The sequence below is a fragment of the Sinomonas sp. T428B genome (assembly GCF_056780155.1).
The window spans coordinates 3,719,650-3,742,653 of sequence record NZ_JBRAZR010000001.1; the positions used below are offsets into that span (position 1 = coordinate 3,719,650).

Genomic DNA, 23,004 nt, shown 5'->3' on the forward strand with positions numbered 1-23,004 from the left:
GCCTCAGGCGCGCTCCTCGAACACGTCGATCTTGTCCGGGTCCCGCTCGATGACCGGCTCGAGGACCTCGTCGATCGAGGCGAGCAGGTCGTCGTCGAGCGTCACGCCGGAGGCCGCGGCGTTCTGCGTGACCTGCTCGGGCCGGGACGCGCCGATGATCGCGGCGGAGACGTTCTGGTTCTGCAGGACCCACGCGAGCGCCATGATCGGCAGGGTGAGCCCGGCCTCCTCGGCGAGCGGGACGAGCCGCTGCACGCGCTCGAGGACGTCGTCGCGCATCCACCGCTCGACGACATGCTGGCTGTGCGCGTCCGCGGCGCGCGAGCCCGTGGGGGCCGGCCGCCCGGGGAGGTACTTCCCGGTGAGCACGCCCTGCGCGAGCGGCGACCACACGATCTGGCCCAGGCCGAGCTCCTCCGAGACGGGGACGATCTCCGGCTCGATCACGCGCCACAGCATGCTGTACTGCGGCTGGCTCGAGACGAGCTGGATGTTGAGCTCGGAGGCGAGGGCAGCCGCCTCGCGGATCTCCTCGGGCCGCCACTCAGAGATGCCGATGTAGTGGGCCTTGCCCGCGTGCACGACGTCGGCGAACGCCTGCATCGTCTCCTCGAGGGGCGTCTCGTAGTCGTACCGGTGGGCCTGGTACAGGTCCACGTAGTCCGTGCGGAGCCGGCGGAGGGAGCCGTTGATCGACTCCATGATGTGCTTGCGCGAGAGCCCGCGGTCGTTCTTCCCCTCGCCCGTGGGGAAGAAGACCTTGGTGAAGACCTCCACGGACTCGCGCCGCACGCCGTCGAGCGCCTCCCCGAGCGCGCTCTCGGCGCGCGTCTTCGCGTAGGCGTCCGCCGTGTCGAAGGTCGTGATCCCGGCGTCGAGGGCCGCGCGTACGCAGGCGATTGCCGTCTCGTTGCCGACCTGGGCGCCGTGCGTGATCCAGTTGCCGTAGGCTATCTCGGAGATGTACATGCCGCTCCTGCCGAGGCGACGGTATTCCATAGGGTTCCTCCCGGGCGGCTTCGGTAGCTCGGTGACTCAGGTCACGCACCAGCATAGAGTCGTTCCCATGGCAGCCGAGGCGACAGTCCTGTCCGTAGAGGGCCCCCACGGAACCCGGGAGGTGCGCATCTCGAGTCCGAGCCGCGTGATGTGGCCCGAGCTCGGGATCACCAAGCTGGATCTGGCCAGGTACCTCGTGGAGGTCGGCGAGGCGTTCATCGCGGCGAACGGAGACCGCCCGCTCGCCCTGCAGCGGTTCTCGGACACCATCGACGGCGAGCAGTTCTTCTCCAAGAACCCGCCCAAGGGAGCCCCCGACTTCATCCGCTCGGTCATGGTCACCTATCCCAGCGCGCGGTCCCACCCGCAGCTCGTGCTGGACGAGCCCGCGGCGGCGGTCTGGGCCGCGCAGATGAACACGGTCGTCTTCCATCCGTGGCCCTCCCGGGCGGACAACTCGGACAACCCGGACCAGCTGCGCATCGACCTGGACCCGCAGCCGGGCACGGACTTCGACGACGCCGTCCCCGCCGCCCTCGAGCTGCGGAACGTCCTGCGCGAGGCGGGGCTCACCGCCTTCCTCAAGACCTCCGGCAACCGCGGCCTGCACGTCTACGCTCCGATTGAACCCGTGCGCGAGTTCCTCGACGTCCGGCATGCCGTGATCGCCGCGGCCCGCGAGCTCGAACGGCGCATGCCGGAGAAGGTGACGACGTCCTGGTGGAAGGAGGAGCGCGGGCAGAAGGTCTTCGTCGACTTCAACCAGGCGAACCGCGACCGGACGATCGCCGGCGCCTACAGCCCCCGGGCCCTCCCCCACGCACCCGTGTCATGCCCGATCGAATGGGAGGAGCTCGGGTCCGTGAACCCGAGGGACCTCACCCTCCTGACCGTCCCCGACCGGCTGCGGTCCATCGGAGACCCCTGGGCCAGGTTCCACGAGAGCCCGGGCACGATCGACACGCTGCTCGCGTGGTGGCAGCGCGATCTGGACTCCGGGCTCGGCGAGCTGCCCTTCCCCCCGGACTACCCCAAGATGCCGGGGGAACCGCCCCGGGTCCAGCCCAGCCGGGCGAAGAAGAACGGCAACGACTGAACCCCGGCCACAGCCAGCTCGGCTGCCGCGACTCTGGATCGGGCACGACGGCGGGGTGATAGTGGGCGTGGCAGGCGCGAGAGCGCGAACCTCACGAGAGGAGCTGGACATCATGGGAATGAATCCGCAGGAGCGCGAGCCCATCATGGAGAGCGGGCCCGGTACCGAGCGCGACGGCGAGACCGAGCACGCCAAAGCTCGCCACCGCCACGACACGATCCCGAGCGGGGGACAGGGCGTGGGCCTGGGCGCGTCCGAGGATGACAACACGTTCGAACCGGAGGAGGATCCCGAGGCCATCGCGGATCAGGAGTGAGGCCGGCGCATATGGAGCAGGGGCCAGCCGAGGCGTTCCTCACTCCTCACAGGACCGTAACGCCGCGGAAATCCCGGGTCCGTAGCGTGTCATTGCATACCCTTCGACAAGGAGGCGCCATGCAGACCCATCCGAAGCTGACCATCCGCCGCGTCCCGTGGTCCAATCCCGTCGGCCGCGACCTCCGCGCCGCGCAGCAGGCCGAGCTGGACGCGCGCTACGGGCACCCCGAGCACGAGGCGGGCGGCCCGCCGTCGGCCGCGGACCTCGCCGTCTTCCTCATCGCCTACGAACGCGCCACCGGGCAGCCGCTCGGCTGCGGCGGCCTGCGCTGGGTCGACAGGACGACGGCGGAGGTCAAGCGGGTCTACGTCCTCCCCTACGCGCGGGGCGCGGGGATCGCGAGCTCGCTCCTGCTCGCGCTCGAGGCGGAGGCGCACGACGCCGGCATCACCCTCGTCCTCGCCGAGGCCGGCTCAGCCCAGCCCGACGGGAGGATGTTCTACGAGGCGGCGGGCTACCGGCGCGTGCCGAACTTCGGCCCGTACCAGGAGGTCGACGACTCGATCTGCTACGCGAAGCCGGTCATGGCCCCGGTGCGGGTGCACGCCGTCAGCTGACGGCGAGCGCCTATTCCGCCGCGGCCAGCTGCCCGCAGGCGCCGTCGATCTCCTTGCCGCGCGTGTCGCGCAGCGTCGTCGGGATGCCCGCGGCGCGGAGGCGCTCGATGAACTCCTGCGCGACCTCGCGCTCGGACGCCGTCCAGATCGAGCCCGGGGTCGGGTTGAGCGGGATCGGGTTGACGTGGACCCAGCCCCGGCCGCGCTGGTTGAGCTTCTTCGCGAGCAGGTCGGCGCGCCACGCGTGGTCGTTCATGTCCTTGATGAGCGCGTACTCGATGCTCACGCGGCGGCCGGTCTTCTTGAAGTAGTCGTAGGCGGCGTCGAGTGCCTCGTCGACCTTCCAGCGCGTGTTGACCGGGATGAGCTCGTCGCGCAGCTCGTCGTCCGGCGCGTGGAGGGACAGCGCGAAGGTGACCGGCAGGTCCTCGTCGGCGAGCTTGCGGATCGCGGGGACGAGGCCGACGGTCGAGACCGTGATGTTGCGCGCGCTCATGCCCAGGCCCTCGGGGGCCGGGTCGACGAAGCGGTGCACGGCGGCCATGACGCGCTTGTAGTTCGCGAGCGGCTCGCCCATGCCCATGAAGACGATGTTGGTGACGCGCTCGTCGTCGTGCTCCCGCTCGCCCAGCTCTCCGGCCGCGATCAGACGGTTCGCCGCGACGACCTGGTCCACGATCTCCGCCGTGGACATGTTGCGGGTCAGGCCGGCCTGGCCGGTCGCGCAGAACGGGCAGTTCATGCCGCAGCCGGCCTGCGAGGACACGCAGAGGGTGATGCGCCCGGGGTAGCGCATGAGGACGGACTCGACGAGCGCGCCGTCGAAGAGGCGCCAGAGGAACTTGATCGTGTTGCCGTCGTCGGTCTTGAGGCGACGGACCTCGGTGAGCAGCGGCGGGAAGAGTTCGCCGACGAGCTCCTCGCGGCCGGCCTTGGGCAGGTCGCTCATGCGCTCGGGGTCGGTGGTCCAGTGCTGGAAGTAGTGGGTGCTCAGCTGCTTGGCGCGGAACGCGGGCAGGCCCAGCTCCTTGAGCTTCGCCTGGCGCTCCGCGAGGCTCAGGTCCGCGAGGTGCTGCGGAGGCTGCTTGACGCGCGGGGACGCGAACTGCAGGAGCGGGCGGCCCTCGGGGGTGCGCTGCTGCTCCCAGCCCTCGGTCTGGGGCAGGACCTGCGCGCGGGTGGCCTCGGACTGGGTGTCGGGAGTGCTGGGGCGAGAAGTCATCCTGTCCATCATCCCATGGCCGTTTGGGGTTTCCGGAATCGAAGACTATGATTCCGCTCTCCCGCGGGTTTCGGGCCGGTGCACACGAAGGCGGCGCGCAGGGTCAGGCGATCCCCCGGGCCGGGGAGGGCGCCGCCGACTGCTCCGCATGGAGCCTCGCGTAGACCCCGCCGGCAGCGAGGAGCCCGGCGTGCGTGCCGCGCTCGACGATCCGCCCGCCGTCGACCACGTAGATCACGTCCGCGCCGACCACCGTCGAGAGGCGGTGCGCGATCGCGATCGTGGTCCGGCCGTGCGAGGCGGCGTCGAGGGCCCGCTGGACGACGCGCTCGGAGACCGTGTCGAGCGCGCTCGTGGCCTCGTCGAGGATGAGGACCTCGGGGTCCTTGAGCAGCACGCGGGCGATCGCGATGCGCTGCTTCTCCCCGCCGGAGAGCCGGTAGCCGCGCTCCCCCACGACCGTGTCGTAGCCATCGGGGAAGGAGGCGATCGTGTGGTGGATGTTCGCGGCGCGGGCCGCGGCCTCGAGCTCCTCGAGGGTCGCGCCGGGCTTCGCATACCGCAGGTTCTCGGCGATCGTCGCGTGGAACAGGTAGGTCTCCTGGCTCACGACGCCGATGTGGGCCACGAGCGACTCGCGCTGGATCTCCCTCACATCCCGCCCGGCGAAGCGCACCGACCCCGAGCTCGCCTCGTAGAACCGCGGGATGAGGTAGGAGACCGTGGTCTTCCCGGCCCCGCTCGGGCCGACGAACGCGGCGTACTGCCCCGGCTCGATCGTGAAGGAGACGTCCTCGAGGGTGGCGCGCTCCTCGCCGCGGGCGTCGGGGTACCGGAACGTCACGTGCTCGAACGCGACCTCGCCGAGGCGAGGCGCATCGTCGGGGAGGGGTTCGGCGTCCGGCGCGTCCGCGATCGCGGGGCGCAGGTCGAGGTACTCGAAGATGCGCGCGAACAGCGCGCCGGACGTCTGGAGGTCCAGGGCCACGCGCATGAGCCCGATGAGCGGGAACAGGAGCCGGGCCTGGACGGTCGTGAAGGCCACGATGGTTCCGGCGGTGATCGCGCCGGGCCCGCCCCCGGCCGGCCCCGCCCCGCCGGTCAGCAGCCACCCCGCGACGAGGTACACGATCGCGGGGATCGAGGACATGAAGATCGTCACGAGCGCGAAGAAGTACTGCCCGCTCATGGTCTGGCGCACCTGCAGCCGGACGAGGTTCTCGTTCTCCTTCGAGTACCGCGCGATCTCGTCGGGCTGCCGGTTGAAGCTCTTCGACAGCAGGATCCCCGAGACGCTCAGGGACTCCTGCGTGATCGCGGTCATGTCGGAGAGGGACTCCTGGGTCTTCGTCGCGATCCGCGCGCGGACCTGCCCGACGCGCCGCTGTGCGACGACGAGGAACGGCATGAGGACGACGGCGATGAGCGTCAGCTGCCAGTTGAGCGCCACCATCGCGACGAACGCCGCGATGACCGTCACGATGTTGCCGACCACCCCGGAGACGGTGTTCGAGAGCACCCCGGCGACCCCGCCGACGTCGTTCTGCAGCCGCGACTGGATCACGCCCGTCTTGGTGCGCGTGAAGAAGCTCAGCTCCATGGACTGCAGGTGGCTGAAGAGCCGCACGCGCAGCGCGCCCATCACCTCGTTCCCGACGGTCGAGGTCAGGTACGTCTGCCAGACCCCGAGCAGCGCGGACAGCACGTACGCCCCGACCATGAGGCCCACGAGCTCGACGAGCGTGCCGATGTCCGGCCCGCCGGCCGGGGGGAAGAGCCCGTCGTCGAAGATGCGCTGGGTGAGCAGCGGCGGCGCCACCGAGAGCGCCGCCCCCGCGAGGACCAGCACGACCGTGAGCGCGAGCGCCCCGCGGTGCGGGCGGAACAGCTCGGCGATCCGCCCCAGCAGGTGGGGGATCTTCGGCGCCTCGGCGTTGAGCTTCTTCTGCAGCGCGACGTCGCCTGATCCAATGCGCCCGCCGCGCACGACGGCGGGGGGTCGCCCGGGTGGGTGCATGGACATGGCTTCTCCTGACTGGGGGCTATTCCGCGAGGATCAGGTACAGGGCCTTGCGGGCCTCGTCGATCCTCGCGGCCGCCTGGGCGCGCTGCTCGTCCGTCGCCGCGGTGCGGAACTGGTGCAGGACGCCCATGAACTTCCCCACGCTCTCCATGAACGCCTCAGTGGCCTCACTTCTTCCGGGGGCGGCGTCCCAGGCCTTCGTGAGGTCCTCGGCGTGGTCCGCGACGTACTCGCGGCCCGCGTCCGTGAGGGCGTACTCGGTGCGCTTGCCCTCCCCCGCCTGCTCGACGAGCTCCTCGTCGACGAGCTGGGCCAGCGTCGGGTACACGGAGCCGGGGCTGGGCCGCCACGCGCCGTTGGTCTTGGCGCTCGCGGCCTGGATGATCCCGTAGCCCGTGAGGGGCTGCTCGGCGAGGAGCGAGAGGACCATGGCCCGGACGTCGCCGCGGCTCGCCCGGCGGCCGCCGCGCGGGCCGAAGCCGGGCGGGAAGCCGTGGCCCATGTGTCCCCCGGGGCCGGGCCCGAAGCCGTGGCCGCCGAACCCGGGGGCGAAGCCCGGGAAGCCGCCCGGCCCCCCCGGGCCGAAGCCGCGTCCGCCCGGACGGCGGGGCCCGTCGTGGTGGTGCATTGATTCATGATGATGGTGCCGCGGGTCTCCGCACATGGCGTCCTCCTGATCGATGGTCGCATCAGTCGGCTCAGAGCGGAACCGACACTTAACGATATATCGCTGAATGTCGGAGAACAATAGGCTGACGCTGCCCTTAAATATCGGCTGCCCTGGGCCGCTTCTCCTGAATGAATTCACCAAGGAGAAGCGGCCCAGGGCAGCAGATGCCGGCGGGCGTGGGCTACGGCGTGACCTTGTGGCGGCTCACGATCGAGACCCGGTTGAACGCGTTCATCGAGATCGCCGCCCACGAGAGGGCGGCGTAGCGCTCGTCCCCGAGCTCGGCCCTCGCGCGGGCCAGCGCCTCGATCCGCACCTCGTCGTCGGGCAGGAGCGTGACTGCCTCGGCGACGTCGAGCGCGGCCCGCTCGAGCACCGTGAAGATCCCGGCCTCGCGCCACGCGGGCAGCACGTGCAGCTTCCGCTCGGGCACTCCGGCCTCGACCGCGAGCCGCCCGTGCAGGTCCAGGCAGTACGCGCACCCGTTGATCTGGGAGATGCGCACCGAGGCGAGTTCGACGACGCCGCGCGGCAGCCCGGCGTCGTCCGTCGCCTTCCGCACGGCGAGGGCGAGCGCGTTGAGCGCCTTCCAGATCGGCGGGTTGGACTTGTCGAGGTAGAAGGCGGGCGTGTCCTCGGGGTCGCGCTCGTTGTGGCTCACCCGGGCATCATCGCACGGGCTCCGGGGCCTACTTCGTCTGCCAGCCCGTGTAGCACTCGGCGATGTAGGCGCGGCCGTGCTCGGACCCGAGGAGGGAGCGGAGCTCGCCGAGCTGGCGGGCGCGGAAGAACGCGTGGTTCTCCTCGGTCGGGACGGTGTGCAGGAGCGTCGTCATCCAGTAGGAGAAGTTCTGCGCCTTCCACACTCGGTCCAGGGCCCGGTCCGAGTAGGAGTCCAGGAGGGCGGACGAGCCGGTCGTGAAGAACGAGTCGAGGCCCTCGAAGAGCAGCCGCACGTCGTGCAGCGCGAGGTTGAGGCCCTTGGCGCCGGTCGGCGGGACGGTGTGCGCGGCGTCGCCTGCGAGGAAGAGGTTCCCGTACCGCATCGGCGCGTTCACGAACGAGCGGAACGGCAGGACCATCTTGTCCAGGACCGGCCCCTCCTTGAGCTCGAAGCCGTTGCCGTTGACGCGGGCACGCAGCTGCTCCCAGATCTGCTCGTCGGACCAGTCCGCGGCGCTGGTCTTCGGGTCGCACTGGAAGTACATGCGCTGGACGGTGTCGGTGCGCTGGCTGATGAGCGCGAAGCCGGCGTCCGAGTTGGCGTAGATGAGCTCAGGGGCGCTGCGCGGAGCCTCGGCGAGGATGCCGAACCACGCGAAGGGATACTCGTTGAAGTACCAGGTCCGCTCGCTCTCGGGGATCTGGAAGCGGCAGTGGCTGCGCGAGCCGTCGGCGCCGACGAGGATCTGGGCGCGCAGCTCGAACCGCTCGCCGTTCCCGTCGGTGAAGAAGACCCTCGGCTGGCCCGTGAGGTCAGCCGTGGAGACGTCGGAGCACGAGTAGCGGACGTCCCCGCCGTCGGCCTCGCGACGGGCGGAGAGGTCGTCGAAGACGTCGTTCTGCGGGTAGAGCCACACGGACTGGCCCACGAGGTGCTTGAAGTCGATGCGGTGGCCCTCGCCGTTGATGCGGAACTCGGTGCCCTCGTGCTCGTGGCCGTTGCGGAGCACGTTGTCCACGCCCGAGTCGACAAGGAGGTCCACGCTGCCCGCCTCGAGGATGCCCGCGCGGATCGTCGCGCTGATGTCGGCGCGGGAGCGGATCTCGACGACGGTGTTCTCGATGCCAGACTGCGCGAGGAGGTGGGAGAGCATGAGGCCCGCGGGGCCTGCGCCCATGATGGCCACCTGGGTGGTGATGACGGTGCGATCGCCCATGATCGTTCCTTACGTTGGCGGTGGTTTCTCGCCGGCCCGGGGCCAGGAGCTTCCCGGGGCGGCGCGGCTGCTTCGAGTGTGGCGCGGCGCGTCCCCTGGCAGAACCGGAATACCGTTGAACGGAATCCCGGCCTGAAATCGAGAGCGTGCTACGCCGGCGCGCCGAGCTGGCGACCGATCCCCCGGGCCGCCGTCCGCAGCGCGGGCACGATCTGCGGGATCCGGACCTCGGCGAGGGGCACGACGACGCCGATCGCCGCCACCGGGCGGCGCTGGCGGTCGTGCACGGGGACGGCGATGCCCCACGTGTCCGGGTCGACGACGCCGGCGAGCTCCGCGTAGCCCTGCGCCGAGGCGGCGGCGAGGAGCTGGCGGACGTGCTCGGTCGTCGTCTTGCCCACCGGGTCGCGGAAGCGCCCGAGGTAGCCGGCCTGGACGTGGGGCGGCTGTGCGGACATGAGCGCGATCCCGGCCGAGGAGATGTGCACGGGCATGCGGCCCGCGACCTTCGCCCGGTTGGCCACGGACCCGCGGCGGGAGAGCCGCTCGACGAAGAGCACGTCGTCGCCCTGGAGCACGGCGAGGTTGACGTTCTGGTTGAGCACCTGGTGGATGTCGTCCATGAACGGCAGCGCCGCCTGGCGCAGGACGAGCGTGGGCGAGTTGCGGTTCACGAGCTCCCACAGACGCAGCCCGAGCTGGACCTTCCCGCCCGGCGCCTGCTCGAGGAGCCGGTGCTCGGCGAGCTGCTTGACGATCCGGTGCGCGCTCGTGAGCGGCAGGCCCGCGCGCTCGGCGAGCTCCCCCAGCGGCAGCGAGCTGATCCCCTCGGGGAACGCCTCGAGGATCCGCACGATGCGGTCCACCACCGAGTCCCCGGACGCTGAGTTGGCCATCGCGCTCCCTTGCTGCTGGTCCCTGCCGCCCACGACAGATCGGATTGAGATTCCATTCAATGGTTACACGTGTCGCGCACCATAGGCGCCGGTGATACAACTCTCACGTACTGGGCCGCCACCGAATGAGCGTCCCGCAGCTCCACCCAACCCCCGAGGTCCCCATGTCGATGACGACGCCCCTCTCCTCCAAGCAACGATCCCAATGGCCCGTCTGGCTCTGCTGGCTCGCGATGGTCCTCGACGGCTTCGACCTCGTGGTCCTCGGCACCGTCATCCCCACCCTCATCAGGACGCAGGACCTCGGCTTCGACGCCGTCGGCGCGACGTTCGCCGCGACGATCTCCCTCGTCGGCGTCGGGCTCGGGGCGCTCTTCATCGCCCCGCTCTCGGACCGGTTCGGCCGGCGCCGCCTGCTCATCGCGTGCGTCGCGTGGTTCTCGCTCTTCACCCTGGCCGTGGCCGTGGCCCCCAACGTGGCCGTGTTCGGCGTCTTCCGCCTGCTCGCGGGCGCCGGCCTCGGCGCGTGCCTCCCCGCCGCCCTCGCCTACATGAACGACTACGCCCGCCCCGGCTCCGGCGCGAGCGCCACGACCCGGACCATGACGGGCTACCACGTGGGCGCCGTCGCGACGGCGTTCCTCGCCCTGCTCGTGATCCCGGACTGGCGGCTCATGTTCATCATCGGCGGCGTCGCTGGCCTAGCGCTGCTCCCGTTCCTGTGGGTCAAGCTCCCCGAGTCGCTGCCCTCCCAGGCCGCCCCCGAGGGCACCCTCGAGCCGGCCGAGGTCGCTGAGGAGGCACGGTCCTTCGGGTTCCGCGCCCTGGTGCAGAAGCCCTATCCCCTCGTGGCGCTGGGCATCGCGGTGGCCTCCTTCATGGGCCTCCTGCTCGTGTACGGCCTCAACACGTGGCTTCCGACCCTCATGGGCTCGGCGGGCTACTCGCTCAGCTCGTCCCTCACGCTCCTGCTCGTGCTCAACGTCGGCGCCGTCGCGGGCCTCGTCCTCGCGGGCTGGCTCGCGGACAAGCATGGGACCAAGCGGATCGTCCTGCTGTGGTTCGGCCTCTCGGCGGCGTTCCTGGCCGTCCTGAGCATCAAGATGCAGAACGAGCTCCTGCTCAACGCCGCCGTCTTCGTCACGGGCGTGTTCGTCTTCAGCGCCCAGGTGCTCGTCTACGCGTGGGTCGGGCAGATCTTCCCGGCCCACCTGCGCGGGACGGCGCTCGGCTTCTCCGCCGGCGTCGGCCGCATCGGCGCCATCCTCGGCCCGGCGGTGACGGGCACGCTCGTCGCGCTCGGCATCGCCTACCCGTGGGGCTTCTACGTCTTCGCGGTCGCGGCGGTGCTCGCCGTCCTGGCCCTCGTCGCCGTCCCGCACGTCGTCCCGGGGCGCAGGGACCTCTGACGGCCCCTAACCTGCACGAAACTGCACAACTCGCGGGTCCTCGGCCGGGTCTTCGGCCCCCAGACGCCGCGAGTTGTGCAGTTTCCCACGCGTAGCCTTGGAGGACCGACGGAAGGGACGCCCATGGCTGCGCACATCATCCGCTTCTCCGACTTGACTCCCACGCGCTGGCGCAACGGCGGCGGCACCACGGTCGAGATCGCGAGCGGCCCGGGCGGCTCCGGTGAGGACTGGGGCTGGCGGCTGAGCATCGCGGACGTCGAGCGGGCCGGGGACTTCTCCGCGTTCGAGGGCATGGACCGCGTCCTCACCGTGATCGAGGGCGAGCTCATGGTCCTGACCGTGGACGGCCGCGAGCACGGGCTCGAGCGCTACCGCCCCTTCAGGTTCGACGGCGGCGCCCCCGCGAGCGCGGTCCTGCCCACCGGCTCGATCCGCGACCTCAACCTCATCACCCGCCGCGGCGCCTTCGCGGGGTACGTGACGATCCTCGAGCTCTCCAAGAAGCGCCCCCTCCCGCTCGCGGCGGGCCAGCTCGGCGTCCTCCTCCAGGGAGACGCCGTCGTCACCGATGCTGTCGACTCGGAGAGGGCAGGCGGGGCGGACGACGGCGGCACTCGCCTTGGGCGGTACGACACCGTCCTCGGGGGTGAGCCCTCCCCGCTCGTGACGGGACGGGGCTTCTTCGCCGTCGTGTCGCTCGAGGCCGAGGGCGATTCGTCCTCGGATCCGGAGTCCTAGAAGGCACGGTAGCGCCGCGTCGAGCACGGCGTAATCTGGGGAATGCATCGACTCCGTTCGCACCATTTCAGGGAGGCACCGCCATGGACGAGATGGTTGGACAGGACCAGAGGGCTGGGGCGCGAATCCCCACCGTTCCCCCCGTGGAGGCAGGTGCGATGGCGGAGAGTCCACATCTGGACGGATCCGGTCCAGAGATTCTGCTGGACCTGCTCCTCGACAGCACGGATCTCGCGGCCTTCCTGACGCGGGTCTCGGAGATCGCCGCCCGTGACCTCTCCGAGGAGTCCGACTCCGCGGGCAGCGTCCACTGCAGCGTGACGGTGGGGCGCAAGAACCGCCGGGAAACGGTGGGCAGCAGCGACGCCATCGCGACCTCCATGGACGAGCGCCAGTATGCGAGCGGCCAGGGCCCCTGCACGGAGGCGGTCGCGACGCAGAAGCCCGTCTACGTCCCCCACCTCCAGACCGATCGGCGCTATCCGCGGTATGCCGCTGCCCTCTCGGACTCCGACCTGCGCTCGGTCTTCGCCGCCCCCATCCCCTTGCCGGCGAGCTCGAAGGCCGAGGCGGCGCTCAACTGCTACAGCTCCGCCGTCGACGGCTTCCCGCCCCGGCTCCAGGCCCGGGCCGAGGAGCTCGCTGCCCTCGTCTCGAAGGCCGTGCACCTCGCCGTGAAGTTCGAGAACGAGACCGACAAGTCCGCGGACCTCGCCGCCGCCCTCGAGTCCCGGACGGCGATCAACCTGGCCGCGGGCGTCATCATGGCCCAGTCCGGCTACTCGCAGGCCCAGGCGATCGAGGTGCTCAAGAAGGCCTCGAACCACCGGAACCTCAAGCTGCGGGACGTCGCAGCCGCGGTTCTGGCCCGCTTCGATGAATCGGACCCGACGACGAGCTTCAGCTAGCCGCCGGCTCCGTACCCGACGCCGTGCCCCCCCGGCGTCCGCCGTCGGCCTCCCGCCCGAGGCGTTCACGCCGTCGTCCGTCGCGCCCCGGGTGCGGGTTATCCACAGGTCCGGCGGCATGACAGGCGTAGGCTCGCGCACGTCGGTAGGTTCAGACGCATGTCGACGTCGATCCTCGGCCGCAGCGCCGGGACCAGCAGCCAGGCCCGAAGCCATGGCGGCTACGCCAAGGCGATGCTGGTCCTCCTCATGATTGCGGCGGCCTTCCTCTTTCTCTCCGCGACGTCCTTCTCCAACCTCCGCACGCAGGCCGGCTTCGCGAGCGTCCAGGGGCAGGTCGTTGGCGTCGAGGAGGAGCGGAGGCCGTGGAACAAGCGCACGCGCATCGAATGCTCGCTCATGGTCTCCTACACCGTGGCCGGAGCGTCCTATAAGGTCCGCGGTCTCGATGACGGCCCCTGCGAGAAGCGTCCCGGGGAGGCGATGGCGGTCCGGTACAACCCCTCCCTTCCTGGCATGGCGACGCTCGAGCGCACGTCAGACCAGCAGCTCTGGGCCTGGGGAGGGGCAGCGGGCGCAGTCCTGTGCGGCATCGTCGCACCCGCGGCCGTCACCGCGCGGGCCATCTCCCGGAGGAGGAAGCGCCGCATGGCCGCTGCCGAGAAGGCGTAGCCTCGCGCAGATTTGCGAGGGAAACCGGAGGGTCCTCTACCCCCTCGTCTCCGCGACGAGCCTGGCCATGCGCTCGCCCATGTCGGTGCCCGGGGCGGGCAGATAGGCGACGATGCGCAGGGTGGGCGCGTCGGAGGGGACGAGCTGGTGCTGCTCGAAGTCGAGGCGCCCGGCGAGGGGGTGCAGGAACGTCCGGGCGCGGGAGGCGAAGCGGCGCACTTCGTGGTCGTCCCAGACCCGGGCGAAGTCCTCGCTGTCCTCCCGCAGCCTGGTGATGAGCTCGACGTGCGCGGCACGGTCGGCGTGCGACCCGGCCTCGGCGCGGTAGTCGGCGAGGAAGCTGCGGCTCGTCACCTCCCAGTCGGGGAGCATCCCGCGGACGTAGGGGTCGGTGAAGGTCAGGCGAAGGAGGTTGCGGTCGCGGGCGGGGACGGTCGCGATGCCCGGGAAGAGCGCCTCGTATCCGCGGTTCCAGGCCCCGATGGCCCACGTCGAGGTGAGGGCGAATGCCGGCGAGGGGTCGAGGGCGTCGAGCAGGTGCTGGATGTGCTCGGGGACGGGCCCCGGGGCGTCGGGCACCTGCCGCGGGGCGGGGGCGAAGCCGCTCAGGCCCAGGATGTAGTCGTGCTCGGGGGCGGTCAGGCGGAGGTTGACCGCGACGGCGTCGAGCACCTGGCGCGAGGGGTTGATGTCCCGGCCCTGCTCGAGCCACGTGTACCAGGTGACCGAGACCCCGGAGAGGAACGCGACCTCCTCGCGGCGCAGCCCGAGCGTGCGCCCGCGGCCCACGGGAGGGAGATCGTACTCGGCGCGGACGAGCCGCTCCCGGCGCTTCCGCAGGAAGGCGCCCAGCTCCTTGCGCCGGTCCTCGAGGGCGCTCACGCTCTCAAGCCGATCGTCAGGTCCCGCGCTGCCCACCCCTCAACGCTAGCACTCTCACTACTAGTACCAACGCAGACTGGCAGCCCCCTGCGCGCGCGTGATGTTCTGGTCCAATGCCAGCTCTTCGCTCCCGCACCGTGACCCATGGCCGCAACATGGCCGGCGCCCGCGCACTGATGCGCGCGTCCGGCGTCGCCGACTCCGACATCGGGAAGCCGATCATCGCCGTCGCCAACTCCTTCACCGAGTTCGTCCCCGGCCACACGCACCTCGCCCCGGTGGGCCGCATCGTCTCGGACGCGATCCTCGCGGCCGGCGCCGTCCCGCGCGAGTTCAATACGATCGCCGTCGACGACGGCATCGCCATGGGCCACGGCGGCATGCTCTACTCGCTGCCCTCGCGCGACCTCATCGCCGACTCGGTCGAGTACATGGTCAACGCCCACTGCGCCGACGCCCTCGTCTGCATCTCGAACTGCGACAAGATCACCCCGGGCATGCTCATGGCCGCGATGCGGCTCAACATCCCGACGGTGTTCGTCTCCGGCGGCCCCATGGAGGCCGGCCGGGTGACGCTCACCGACGGCTCCGTCCGCTCACTCGACCTCGTCAACGCGATCGCCGACGCCGTCGACGAGTCGATCTCGGACGCCGACATCGACCTCATCGAGCAGAACGCGTGCCCCACGTGCGGCTCGTGCTCCGGCATGTTCACGGCCAACTCGATGAACTGCCTCACCGAGGCCATCGGCCTCTCGCTCCCGGGCAACGGCTCGGTCCTCGCGACCCACACCGCGCGCAAGGCGCTCTACGAGCGCGCCGGTGCGACCGTCGTCGACCTCGCCACCCGCTACTACGCACACGACGACGAGTCGGTGCTGCCGCGGTCGATCGCCACCGCGAAGGCCTTCGACAACGCGATGGCCCTCGATATCGCGATGGGCGGCTCGACGAACACGATCCTGCACCTGCTCGCCGCGGCCCAGGAGGCCGGCGTCGACTACGGCCTGGCAGAGATCGACGCGAAGTCCCGCAACGTGCCGTGCCTCGCGAAGGTCGCGCCGAACGTCGCGAAGGACAAGACGTACTACATGGAGGACGTGCACCGCGCGGGCGGCATCCCCGCGCTCCTCGGCGAGCTCGACCGCGGCGGCCTGCTCCACCGCGACGTGCACTCGGTCCACTCCCCCGACCTCACCTCGTGGCTCGACGCCTGGGACATCCGCGGCGGCAAGGCCACCGAGGAGGCGCAGCAGCTGTGGCACGCCGCGCCGGGCGGCCAGCGCTCGTCGACGGCGTTCTCGCAGTCGAACGAGTGGACCTCGCTCGACACCGACGCCGAGGGCGGCTGCATCCGCTCGGTCGGGCACGCGTACTCGAAGGACGGCGGCCTCGCCGTGCTGCGCGGCAACATCGCCGTCGACGGCGCGGTCGTGAAGACCGCGGGCGTCGATGAGTCGATCTGGACCTTCGAGGGCCCGGCGGTCGTGTGCGAGTCGCAGGACGAGGCCGTCGAGAAGATCCTGAACAAGACGGTCAAGGAGGGCGACGTCGTCGTCATCCGGTACGAGGGGCCGAAGGGCGGGCCGGGCATGCAGGAGATGCTGTACCCGACCTCGTTCCTCAAGGGCCGCGGCCTCGGCAAGAAGTGCGCGCTCATCACCGACGGCCGCTTCTCGGGCGGCACCTCGGGCCTCTCGATCGGGCACATCTCCCCCGAGGCGGCCTCGGGCGGCACGATCGCCCTCGTCGAGGACGGCGACCTCATCCGCATCGACATCCCGAACCGCTCGATGGAGCTCGTCGTGGACCAGGCCGAGCTCGACGCCCGCCGCGAGCGGCTCGAGGCCACGACCGGCTACCACCCGGCGAACCGCGAGCGCCCGGTGTCGGCGGCGCTGCGCGCCTACGCCGCGATGGCCACCTCGGCGGACAAGGGCGCCGTGCGCGACGTCGACTCCCTCACGAGGATCACGTCCCCGCAGCCTGTGGCCTAGCGAGAAGGTAACCCCGCCCACGATGCGGGGTCACCTTCCCACGATGCGGGGTCACGTTCCTGTGATGCGGGGTCCCCTTCCTGCGATGCGGGGTCCCCTTCCTGCGATGCGGGGTCACCTTCCTGCGATGCGGGGTCACGTCTCTAGCGCCTGAGGGCGGAATTCTAGAGAGATGACCCCGCATCCTTGAGACGTGACCCCGCAACGCTGAGAGGTGACCCCGGATTCTTGCTGGGCGGGCTGCGGCGGCGGGGGCTCAGACGGCGCCGACGGCCCGGGCGGCATCGGCGATGGAGGCCGCCGCCGCACGCAGCTCGGGGACGAGGCGCGCCACCTCGGCGTCGCGCTCCTCGGCGTGTCCGGCGCCGTCGAGCCGCGCCGAGAGCGCGACGTTGATCGCCGCGACGGTGCGCCCGTCCGAACCTGGCACGGGCACGGCGACGGAGCGCAGCCCCACCTCGAGCTCCTGGTCGACGACGGCGTAGCCCGCCTCGCGCACGCGCGCGAGCTCGGCCTCGATCGCCTCCCGCGACGTGAGCGTCCGGGGCGTCAAGGGCGCGAGCTCGGCGCGGGCGAAATAGTCCTCGAGCTCGCCGGGGGTGAGCCCCGCGAGCAGGACACGGCCCATCGACGTCGCATGCGCGGGGAACCGCGTCCCCGGCGAAATCCCGACCGTCATGATCCGGCGCGTGTGGATGCGGGTGAGGTACACAATGTCGGTTCCGTCGAGGATCGCGAGCGACGTCGACTCGCCGTGCCGGTGCGAGAGCTCCTCGAGGATGGGCTGGGCAAGCTCGGGCAGCCGCTGCCCCGAGAGGTACGCGTAGCCGAGCTGGAGCACGAGCGGCGCAAGCGCGAAGACCCGCCCGTCGGTGCGCACGTACCCGAGCCCGACGAGTGTGTGGAGGAACCGTCGCGCGGTCGCCCGCGTGAGCGACGTGCGCGCCGCGACTTCCGAGAGGGTCATCTCGGGGTGCTGGGCATCGAACGCCCGGATCACGGCGAGCCCGCGCGCGAGCGACTGCACGAACTGGTCACTCGCGACCGGGACCGGCGGGTGGGCGTAGTCGACCGGCCCCAGGCTGGGGTCCGGCGTGTCTGGATCTGTCACAGTCCCTCCATCCAACCACCGATGCGCTGCTCAGCCCGCGATCAGCGGGATCTCCATGAGCCCCGCGAGCTCCTCGAAGGTGATGCCGAAGGTCTCGCGCACGCGCACGCCGTCGGCCGTGATGAGGAAGACGGCCTGGTCCGTGTACACGCGCGTCACGCAGCCCACACCGGTCACGGGGTAGGTGAGCTCGGACACGAGCTTGGGCTTCCCGTCCTTGGTCAGCAGCGTCATCATGACGTAGACGTCCTTCGCGCCGGTCGCGAGGTCCATCGCGCCGCCGACGGCGGGGATCGCGTCGGGCGCGCCGGTGTGCCAGTTCGCGAGGTCGCCGCCCGCGGAGACCTGGAACGCGCCGAGGACGCACACGTCGAGGTGCCCTCCGCGCATGATCGCGAACGAGTCGGCGTGGTGGAAGTAGCTCGCCCCGGGCAGCTCGGTGACGGGGATCTTGCCCGCGTTGATGAGGTCCTCGTCGATCTGGTCCCCGGTCGCGACCGGACCCATGCCGAGCATGCCGTTCTCGGTGTGGAGCGTGATGTCCTGCTCGTCGGTGAGGTAGTTCGAGACGAGGGTCGGCTGGCCGATCCCGAGGTTCACGAACGAGCCCGGCGCGATGTCCCGAGCGACGAGCCGCGCCAGGTCGTCGCGACCGAGGGGCGCGCCCGAAGTCTGGGGCACCGCGCTGGACTGGGATACAGCGCCAGGCGCAGTCGCCGCGGAGGTGATGTTCGACGTCGTCTGCTCGCTCATGCTTTCAGCCCACCTTCACGATCGTGTTGACGTAGATGCCGGGGGTGACCACGTTCTCCGGATCGAGCCCGCCGGTGGGGAGGATCTCGGAGACCTGCACGATGGTGTGCTTCGCGGCGGCGGCCATGATCGGGCCGAAGTTCCGGGCGGTCTTGCGGTAGACGAGGTTGCCCTTGCCGTCGGCCTTGAGCGCCTTGACGAGCGCGACGTCGGCGTGGATCGGCGTCTCGAAGACCTGCCACTTGCCGTCGAGGAAGCGGGTCTCCTTGCCCTCGGCGAGCATGGTGCCGTAGCCGGTCGGAGTGAAGAAGCCCCCGATCCCGGCGCCGGCGGCGCGGATGCGCTCGGCCAGGTTGCCCTGCGGGACGAGCTCGAGCTCGATCTCCCCGGCGCGGTACTTCGCGTCGAAGTGCCACGAGTCGCTCTGCCGGGGGAACGAGCAGATCATCTTGCGCACGCGGCCCTCCTTGATGAGGAGCGCGAGGCCCTCGTCGGCCTGGCCGGCGTTGTTGTTCACGACCGTCAGGCCCGTCGCGCCGCTCTGCAGGAGCGCGTCGATGAGCTCGAACGGCTGCCCGGCGTTGCCGAACCCGCCGATCATGACGGTGGAGCCGTCCTCGATCCCCGCCACGGCCTCCGCGACGGTGTCCTTGAATTCCAGCATTCCTGGTCCCTGTCCTAACTTGGCCGCGGCTACCTAGGCCGCGGTGACGTTCTCGAGCACGACGGCGAGCCCCTGGCCGACGCCGATGCAGATGGCGGCGATGCCCCAGCGCTCACCGCTGGCCTGGAGCGAGCGGGCGAGGGTGCCGAGGATGCGGCCGCCGGACGCGCCGAGCGGGTGGCCCATCGCGATAGCGCCGCCGTGGCGGTTGACGATCTCGGGGTCGATCTTCCACGCGTCGAGGCACGCGAGGGACTGCGCGGCGAAGGCCTCGTTGAGCTCGACGGCGCCGACCTGGTCCCAGCCGATGCCCGCCTTGGCGAGGGCCCGGTTGGCGGCCTCGACCGGGGCGAATCCAAAGAACTGCGGCTCGTTGCCCGCCGCTCCGCGGCCCGCGATGCGCGCAATCGGCTCGAGGCCGAGCGTCCCGGCCGCGGCCTCGGAGCCGAGGAGGACGGCGGAGGCGCCGTCGGAGAGGGGCGAGGCGTTGCCCGCGGTCACGGTGCCGCCCGCTGTCGTGCCGGATCGGTCGCCGTTGTCCTGGCGGAAGACGGTCTTGAGGCCCGCGAGCTTCTCGGCCGAGGAGCCGGGGCGGATGCCCTCGTCGCGCGTGAGCTCGGTGCCGGGCACAGGGACGACGAGGGTGTCGTAGAAGCCCTCGTTCCACGCGGCGTCGGAGAGGTTGTGCGAGCGAGCGGCGAACTCGTCCTGGCGGTCGCGGCCGATCGCGTGCCGCTCGCGCAGCTGCTCCGTGGCCTCGCCGAGGGACACGGTCCACTCCTGGGGCATGTTCGGGTTCACGAGGCGCCAGCCGAGCGTCGTCGAGGCGAGCGTCATGTCCCCCGGGGGGTACGGCTTCTCCGTCTTGGGCAGGACCCATGGCGCGCGGGACATGGACTCGACGCCGCCCACGAGGACGACGTCGGCGTCGCCCACCGCGATCTGGCGCGAGGCGATGATCGCCCCGTCGAGGGACGAGCCGCACAGGCGGTTGACGGTCGTGCCGGGGATCGAGACCGGGAGGCCCGCGAGCAGCGTGGCCATGCGGCCCACGTTGCGGTTCTCCTCGCCGGCGCCGTTGGCGTTGCCGAAGACCACCTCGTCGATCGCACCGTTCTCCAGGGCGTCCTCGGTGAGGCCCGGAGCCCGGTCGACGATGCTGCGGACGACGTGCGCGGCGAGGTCATCGGGGCGGACGCCGGCGAGCCCGCCGCCGAACTTGCCGAACGGCGTGCGGATGGCGTCGTAGACGAATGCTTCAGTCACTGCTGGTCCTCATCAATCTGGTCTGAATCCACCTGGTCTGAATCCAACTGGTCGAGCGTCTGCTGGGCGACCTTGAAGGCGGTGTTGGCGGAGGGCACCCCGCAGTAGATGGCCGACTGCAGGATCACCTCCTTGATCTCGTCCCGCGTGAGCCCGTTCCGGAGGGCCGCGCGGACGTGCATCGCGAACTCCTCCCAGTGGCCGTGCGCGATCATCGCGGTCAGGACGGCGACCGAGCGCATCTGCCGGGTCAGGCCGGGACGGGTCCAGATGCCGCCCCACGCGATGCGGGTGATCATGTTCTGGAACTCGGCCGTGAACTCGGTGGTGTTCGCGTTCGCACGGTCCACGTGCTCGTCGGAGAGCACCTCGCGCCGGACGGCCATCCCGCCGTCGTACAGCTCGCGCTGCGTCGCGTCGGGCTGGACGGCGCCCGCGCGGGGGTTGTCCGTCCAGTTCTCGCCGGACTGCTGGAAGTTCACTGGCTGCTGGAAGCTCATCGGGCAGTCTCCTCGGCGCGGCGCGAGACGGCCGCGCGGAAGTGCGTGCGCAGGAGGTCCGCGACCGTCACGGGATCCTCCGTCGGGGCGATGTGGGCGACGTCCGGGAGCTCGACGGCAGTGCCGTCCTGGGCGTGCTCGGCCATCCACCGCGCGTCCGAGGAGGGGCTCACGGAGTCGTGCTCGCCGGCGATCGCGAGGAACGGGACGGCGATCTCGCCGAAGCGCTCGCGCACGTCGTAGCGGGCGATGGCGCGGCACACGGCCGCGTAGCCGAAGCGGTCGGCGTCGCGCAGGGCGTGCAGGAGGCGCGAGCCCTCGGCCGGGTGCTCGCCGAGGAAGCCGGGCGCGAACCAGACCTCGGCGGAGGGCTGGATGCGGATCGCGGTGCCCTGGGCGGCGACGGCGTCGGCCCGCTCGTTCCATGGCTCGGGGGCGCCGAACCTGGGCGAGGAGCACAGCATCGCGAGGCTCAGGAGCCGGTCGGGGTGCGCGAGCGCGAGCTCGGCGCCGACGGCCCCGCCGACGGAGTCGCCGGCGTAGTGGAATGCCGTAGGTGAAGACTCAGTTCCCGGGACGATCGAGTCGACGAGGGCGACGACGGCCTCGGCCAGCTCGGCGAGCGTGAACGCGCCGGGCGCGGCGGCGTCCTCGGGGGTCATGGCCGGGGAGACCCCGTGGCCCGGGAGGTCCCAGCCGAGGATGTCGTAGTCCCCGCCGAGCAGGCGCGCCGCGGCGTCCCACATCGCGGTCGACGTGCCGAGGGACGGCCCGAGCACCACGAGCTCCCGCTCGCCGAGCTGCTCCCGGGGGCTCAGTCGCACGGCCTTGATGATGGGCATGCTCATCTGGTCACTTCCCTTGCATCTGGTCGTAGTGGGCGAGGATGCGGTCCACGATCCCGGCGGCGTCGCCTTGGTAGTGGGCGGGGTCGAGGAGCTCGTCGAGCCGCGCGTCACTCACGTCCTCCTCGCGGACGACGGCGCGCAGCCGCTCGCGCAGGACGCTCGCCTGGCGCTCGGCACTGCCCGACTCGGCAGTGCCCGGGGCGTCGGCCCCTGCCGCGAGCGCGGCGTCGACCGCGGACTGGATGCCCGAGCGGCCGCCCTCGGCATGGGGGGCGAGCTCGAGCATGATGCGCTCGCTGACCAGGAGCGGACCCGAGAGGGCGAGGTTGGCGCGCATACGATCGGGGAAGACCCGCAGGCCCTCGGCGAGCTCGCGCAGCGCGGCCGCCGCGCCGGCGGCGAGTCGCAGGACGGCGCGCAGGGCGGGCCACTCGGTATGCCATGCGCCGCCGGTTCGCTCGTCCTCGCTCAGGGCAGCGGCGAGCTCGAGCTGCATCGCGTGCGCGGGGGCCTGGAGCGCGGCGGAGCGGATGAGTGCCGAGAGCGCGGGGTTCTGCTTCTGCGGCATGGCCGAGGAGACGCCGCGTCCGGCGGCGAGGGGCTCGCCGAGCTCGCCGATCTCGGGGCGCGAGAGGAGCATGACGTCGTTCGCGACGTGGCCGGCCGCCGTGCAGGCCGCCGCGAGCGCACGCCCGAGGTCCGTGACCGGGCCGCGGAAGGTCTGCCAGGGGGCGACGGCGGGGTGGAGCCCCGCGCGGTGCGCCCAGTCCGTGGCGAGCGCGGCCGGCTCGGCGCCGAGCGCGACGAGGGACGCAGTGGTGCCCGCCGCTCCCCCGCACTGGACGGGGAAGCGCAGCGCCCCGAGGCCGGCCTGCGCGTGCATCACGCCCTGGAGCCAGTTCGCGGCCTTGAGCCCGAAGCTCGAGGGCAGCGAGTGCTGGGCGAGGGTCCGGGCCACCTGAGTGGTCGTGCGGTGCCGGGCCGCGAGGTCCGCGAGCCCGTGGGCCGCCGCCCCGAGGTCCGCCGCGATGCCCGCGACGGCCCGCCGCGCGACGAGCATGAGGGCCGAGTCCAGGACGTCCTGGCTCGTGAGGCCCTGGTGCACGGCTGCTGTGTAGAGGGACCGTGGGCCCGGGCCGTTCGGCTCGGCGGACGCGACCGCGTCCCGCAGCTCCTTCACGAGGGGGATGACCGGGTTCCCGCCGCCCTGGGCCGCCTCGGCGAGCCGGGCGACCAAGGCGACCAGGCCGGCGTCGTGCGCTGGGCCGTGCTGCGCGTTCTGCAGAGCCTTGACCGCCTGACGCACGGCCTGCCCGGCACCCGCGACCGCGAGCCCCGCGGACTCGAGCGTCTCGGCCCAGGCGGCCTCGAGCTCGAGCAACGCGGCGGCGATCGCGGCGTCGCCCGTCGGGCCGGCCACGGCCGGGTCCGCCCAGACCGGGGCGAGCAGGCCGAGGTCGGCATGCGCGAGGTCTGCGTGCGCGAAGGCGCCGTCGGCACCGGCAGCGGGATCCGTCGTCATCCGGGCCAG

23 protein-coding genes are annotated in these 23,004 nt (G+C 71.4%); 8 read left to right on the forward strand and 15 right to left on the reverse strand.

Going from position 1 to position 23,004, the window contains the following annotated elements:
- Window positions 1-3: 3 nt before the first annotated feature.
- The gene (locus tag ACUYMY_RS17205; RefSeq protein WP_481704735.1) at window positions 4-999 is read right to left on the reverse strand and encodes an aldo/keto reductase family protein; all 996 of its coding nucleotides are present in this window, start codon (window positions 997-999) and stop codon (window positions 4-6) included.
- Between the two features lie 67 nt (window positions 1,000-1,066).
- On the opposite strand from ACUYMY_RS17205, the gene ligD reads away from it, so the two are divergent.
- The 3 genes from ligD to ACUYMY_RS17220 all read left to right on the forward strand — a co-directional run bounded on the left by ligD (window position 1,067) and on the right by ACUYMY_RS17220 (window position 3,031).
- On the forward strand, window positions 1,067-2,095 hold the full coding sequence (ligD, locus tag ACUYMY_RS17210) for a non-homologous end-joining DNA ligase (protein WP_481704736.1): 1,029 nt from the start codon (window positions 1,067-1,069) through the stop codon (window positions 2,093-2,095).
- A 112-nt stretch (window positions 2,096-2,207) separates the two neighbouring features.
- Window positions 2,208-2,411, forward strand: coding sequence for a hypothetical protein (locus tag ACUYMY_RS17215; RefSeq protein WP_481704737.1), 204 nt, complete (start codon window positions 2,208-2,210; stop codon window positions 2,409-2,411).
- Window positions 2,412-2,530: 119 nt separating this feature from the next.
- The gene (locus tag ACUYMY_RS17220) at window positions 2,531-3,031 is read left to right on the forward strand and encodes a GNAT family N-acetyltransferase (RefSeq protein WP_481704738.1); all 501 of its coding nucleotides are present in this window, start codon (window positions 2,531-2,533) and stop codon (window positions 3,029-3,031) included.
- A 10-nt stretch (window positions 3,032-3,041) separates the two neighbouring features.
- Here ACUYMY_RS17220 and rlmN read toward each other — a convergent pair whose 3' ends face one another.
- From rlmN to ACUYMY_RS17250, 6 genes are all read right to left on the reverse strand, one after another.
- Window positions 3,042-4,253, reverse strand: a complete 1,212-nt coding sequence (rlmN, locus tag ACUYMY_RS17225; RefSeq protein WP_481704739.1) for a dual-specificity RNA methyltransferase RlmN — start codon at window positions 4,251-4,253, stop codon at window positions 3,042-3,044.
- A gap of 103 nt (window positions 4,254-4,356) precedes the next feature.
- Window positions 4,357-6,276, reverse strand: a complete 1,920-nt coding sequence (locus tag ACUYMY_RS17230) for an ABC transporter ATP-binding protein (protein ID WP_481704740.1) — start codon at window positions 6,274-6,276, stop codon at window positions 4,357-4,359.
- Between the two features lie 19 nt (window positions 6,277-6,295).
- Window positions 6,296-6,904 (reverse strand): PadR family transcriptional regulator, encoded by a 609-nt coding sequence (locus ACUYMY_RS17235; RefSeq protein WP_481704741.1) that lies wholly within the window; start codon window positions 6,902-6,904, stop codon window positions 6,296-6,298.
- A gap of 223 nt (window positions 6,905-7,127) precedes the next feature.
- On the reverse strand, window positions 7,128-7,607 hold the full coding sequence (locus ACUYMY_RS17240) for a carboxymuconolactone decarboxylase family protein (protein ID WP_481704742.1): 480 nt from the start codon (window positions 7,605-7,607) through the stop codon (window positions 7,128-7,130).
- A 28-nt stretch (window positions 7,608-7,635) separates the two neighbouring features.
- On the reverse strand, window positions 7,636-8,826 hold the full coding sequence (locus ACUYMY_RS17245) for a 4-hydroxybenzoate 3-monooxygenase (RefSeq protein ID WP_481704743.1): 1,191 nt from the start codon (window positions 8,824-8,826) through the stop codon (window positions 7,636-7,638).
- A 149-nt stretch (window positions 8,827-8,975) separates the two neighbouring features.
- Window positions 8,976-9,722, reverse strand: a complete 747-nt coding sequence (locus ACUYMY_RS17250; RefSeq protein ID WP_481704744.1) for an IclR family transcriptional regulator — start codon at window positions 9,720-9,722, stop codon at window positions 8,976-8,978.
- A 170-nt stretch (window positions 9,723-9,892) separates the two neighbouring features.
- On the opposite strand from ACUYMY_RS17250, the gene ACUYMY_RS17255 reads away from it, so the two are divergent.
- The 4 genes from ACUYMY_RS17255 (at window position 9,893) to ACUYMY_RS17270 (ending at window position 13,452) form a co-directional block, all read left to right on the forward strand.
- The gene (locus ACUYMY_RS17255) at window positions 9,893-11,131 is read left to right on the forward strand and encodes an MFS transporter (RefSeq protein ID WP_481704745.1); all 1,239 of its coding nucleotides are present in this window, start codon (window positions 9,893-9,895) and stop codon (window positions 11,129-11,131) included.
- A 123-nt stretch (window positions 11,132-11,254) separates the two neighbouring features.
- Window positions 11,255-11,872: a HutD/Ves family protein gene (locus ACUYMY_RS17260; protein WP_481704746.1), complete on the forward strand. Its 618-nt coding sequence runs from the start codon at window positions 11,255-11,257 to the stop codon at window positions 11,870-11,872.
- A gap of 158 nt (window positions 11,873-12,030) precedes the next feature.
- Window positions 12,031-12,780, forward strand: a complete 750-nt coding sequence (locus ACUYMY_RS17265; protein WP_481704747.1) for a GAF and ANTAR domain-containing protein — start codon at window positions 12,031-12,033, stop codon at window positions 12,778-12,780.
- A 159-nt stretch (window positions 12,781-12,939) separates the two neighbouring features.
- The gene (locus ACUYMY_RS17270; RefSeq protein ID WP_481704748.1) at window positions 12,940-13,452 is read left to right on the forward strand and encodes a DUF3592 domain-containing protein; all 513 of its coding nucleotides are present in this window, start codon (window positions 12,940-12,942) and stop codon (window positions 13,450-13,452) included.
- Window positions 13,453-13,488: 36 nt separating this feature from the next.
- Here the strand turns inward: ACUYMY_RS17270 and ACUYMY_RS17275 are convergent, their stop codons facing one another.
- Complete coding sequence (locus ACUYMY_RS17275) at window positions 13,489-14,334, reverse strand: helix-turn-helix transcriptional regulator (RefSeq protein WP_481704749.1); 846 nt, start codon at window positions 14,332-14,334, stop codon at window positions 13,489-13,491.
- A gap of 113 nt (window positions 14,335-14,447) precedes the next feature.
- Between ACUYMY_RS17275 and ilvD the strand changes: the two genes are divergently transcribed.
- A complete protein-coding gene (gene ilvD / locus ACUYMY_RS17280) occupies window positions 14,448-16,331 on the forward strand; it encodes a dihydroxy-acid dehydratase (RefSeq protein ID WP_481704750.1) in 1,884 nt (627 codons plus the stop codon).
- A 256-nt stretch (window positions 16,332-16,587) separates the two neighbouring features.
- Here ilvD and ACUYMY_RS17285 read toward each other — a convergent pair whose 3' ends face one another.
- From ACUYMY_RS17285 to ACUYMY_RS17315, 7 genes are read right to left on the reverse strand one after another with little or no spacing between them, the layout of a single operon-like run.
- Window positions 16,588-17,412, reverse strand: coding sequence for an IclR family transcriptional regulator domain-containing protein (locus ACUYMY_RS17285; RefSeq protein ID WP_481705091.1), 825 nt, complete (start codon window positions 17,410-17,412; stop codon window positions 16,588-16,590).
- 60 nt (window positions 17,413-17,472) lie between these two features.
- A complete protein-coding gene (locus ACUYMY_RS17290; protein ID WP_481704751.1) occupies window positions 17,473-18,195 on the reverse strand; it encodes a 3-oxoacid CoA-transferase subunit B in 723 nt (240 codons plus the stop codon).
- Window positions 18,196-18,199: 4 nt separating this feature from the next.
- Window positions 18,200-18,859, reverse strand: coding sequence for a 3-oxoacid CoA-transferase subunit A (locus ACUYMY_RS17295; RefSeq protein WP_481704752.1), 660 nt, complete (start codon window positions 18,857-18,859; stop codon window positions 18,200-18,202).
- Window positions 18,860-18,892: 33 nt separating this feature from the next.
- Entirely contained in the window at window positions 18,893-20,125 is a 1,233-nt protein-coding gene (locus tag ACUYMY_RS17300) for a thiolase family protein (RefSeq protein WP_481704753.1), read from the reverse strand.
- On the reverse strand, window positions 20,122-20,625 hold the full coding sequence (gene pcaC / locus ACUYMY_RS17305; RefSeq protein ID WP_481704754.1) for a 4-carboxymuconolactone decarboxylase: 504 nt from the start codon (window positions 20,623-20,625) through the stop codon (window positions 20,122-20,124). The genes ACUYMY_RS17300 and pcaC overlap by 4 nt, the downstream gene beginning before the upstream one ends.
- Window positions 20,622-21,473 (reverse strand): alpha/beta fold hydrolase, encoded by an 852-nt coding sequence (locus tag ACUYMY_RS17310; RefSeq protein WP_481704755.1) that lies wholly within the window; start codon window positions 21,471-21,473, stop codon window positions 20,622-20,624. The genes pcaC and ACUYMY_RS17310 overlap by 4 nt, the downstream gene beginning before the upstream one ends.
- 4 nt (window positions 21,474-21,477) lie before the next feature.
- Window positions 21,478-22,995: a lyase family protein gene (locus tag ACUYMY_RS17315; protein ID WP_481704756.1), complete on the reverse strand. Its 1,518-nt coding sequence runs from the start codon at window positions 22,993-22,995 to the stop codon at window positions 21,478-21,480.
- Between the last annotated feature and the right edge of the window lie 9 nt (window positions 22,996-23,004).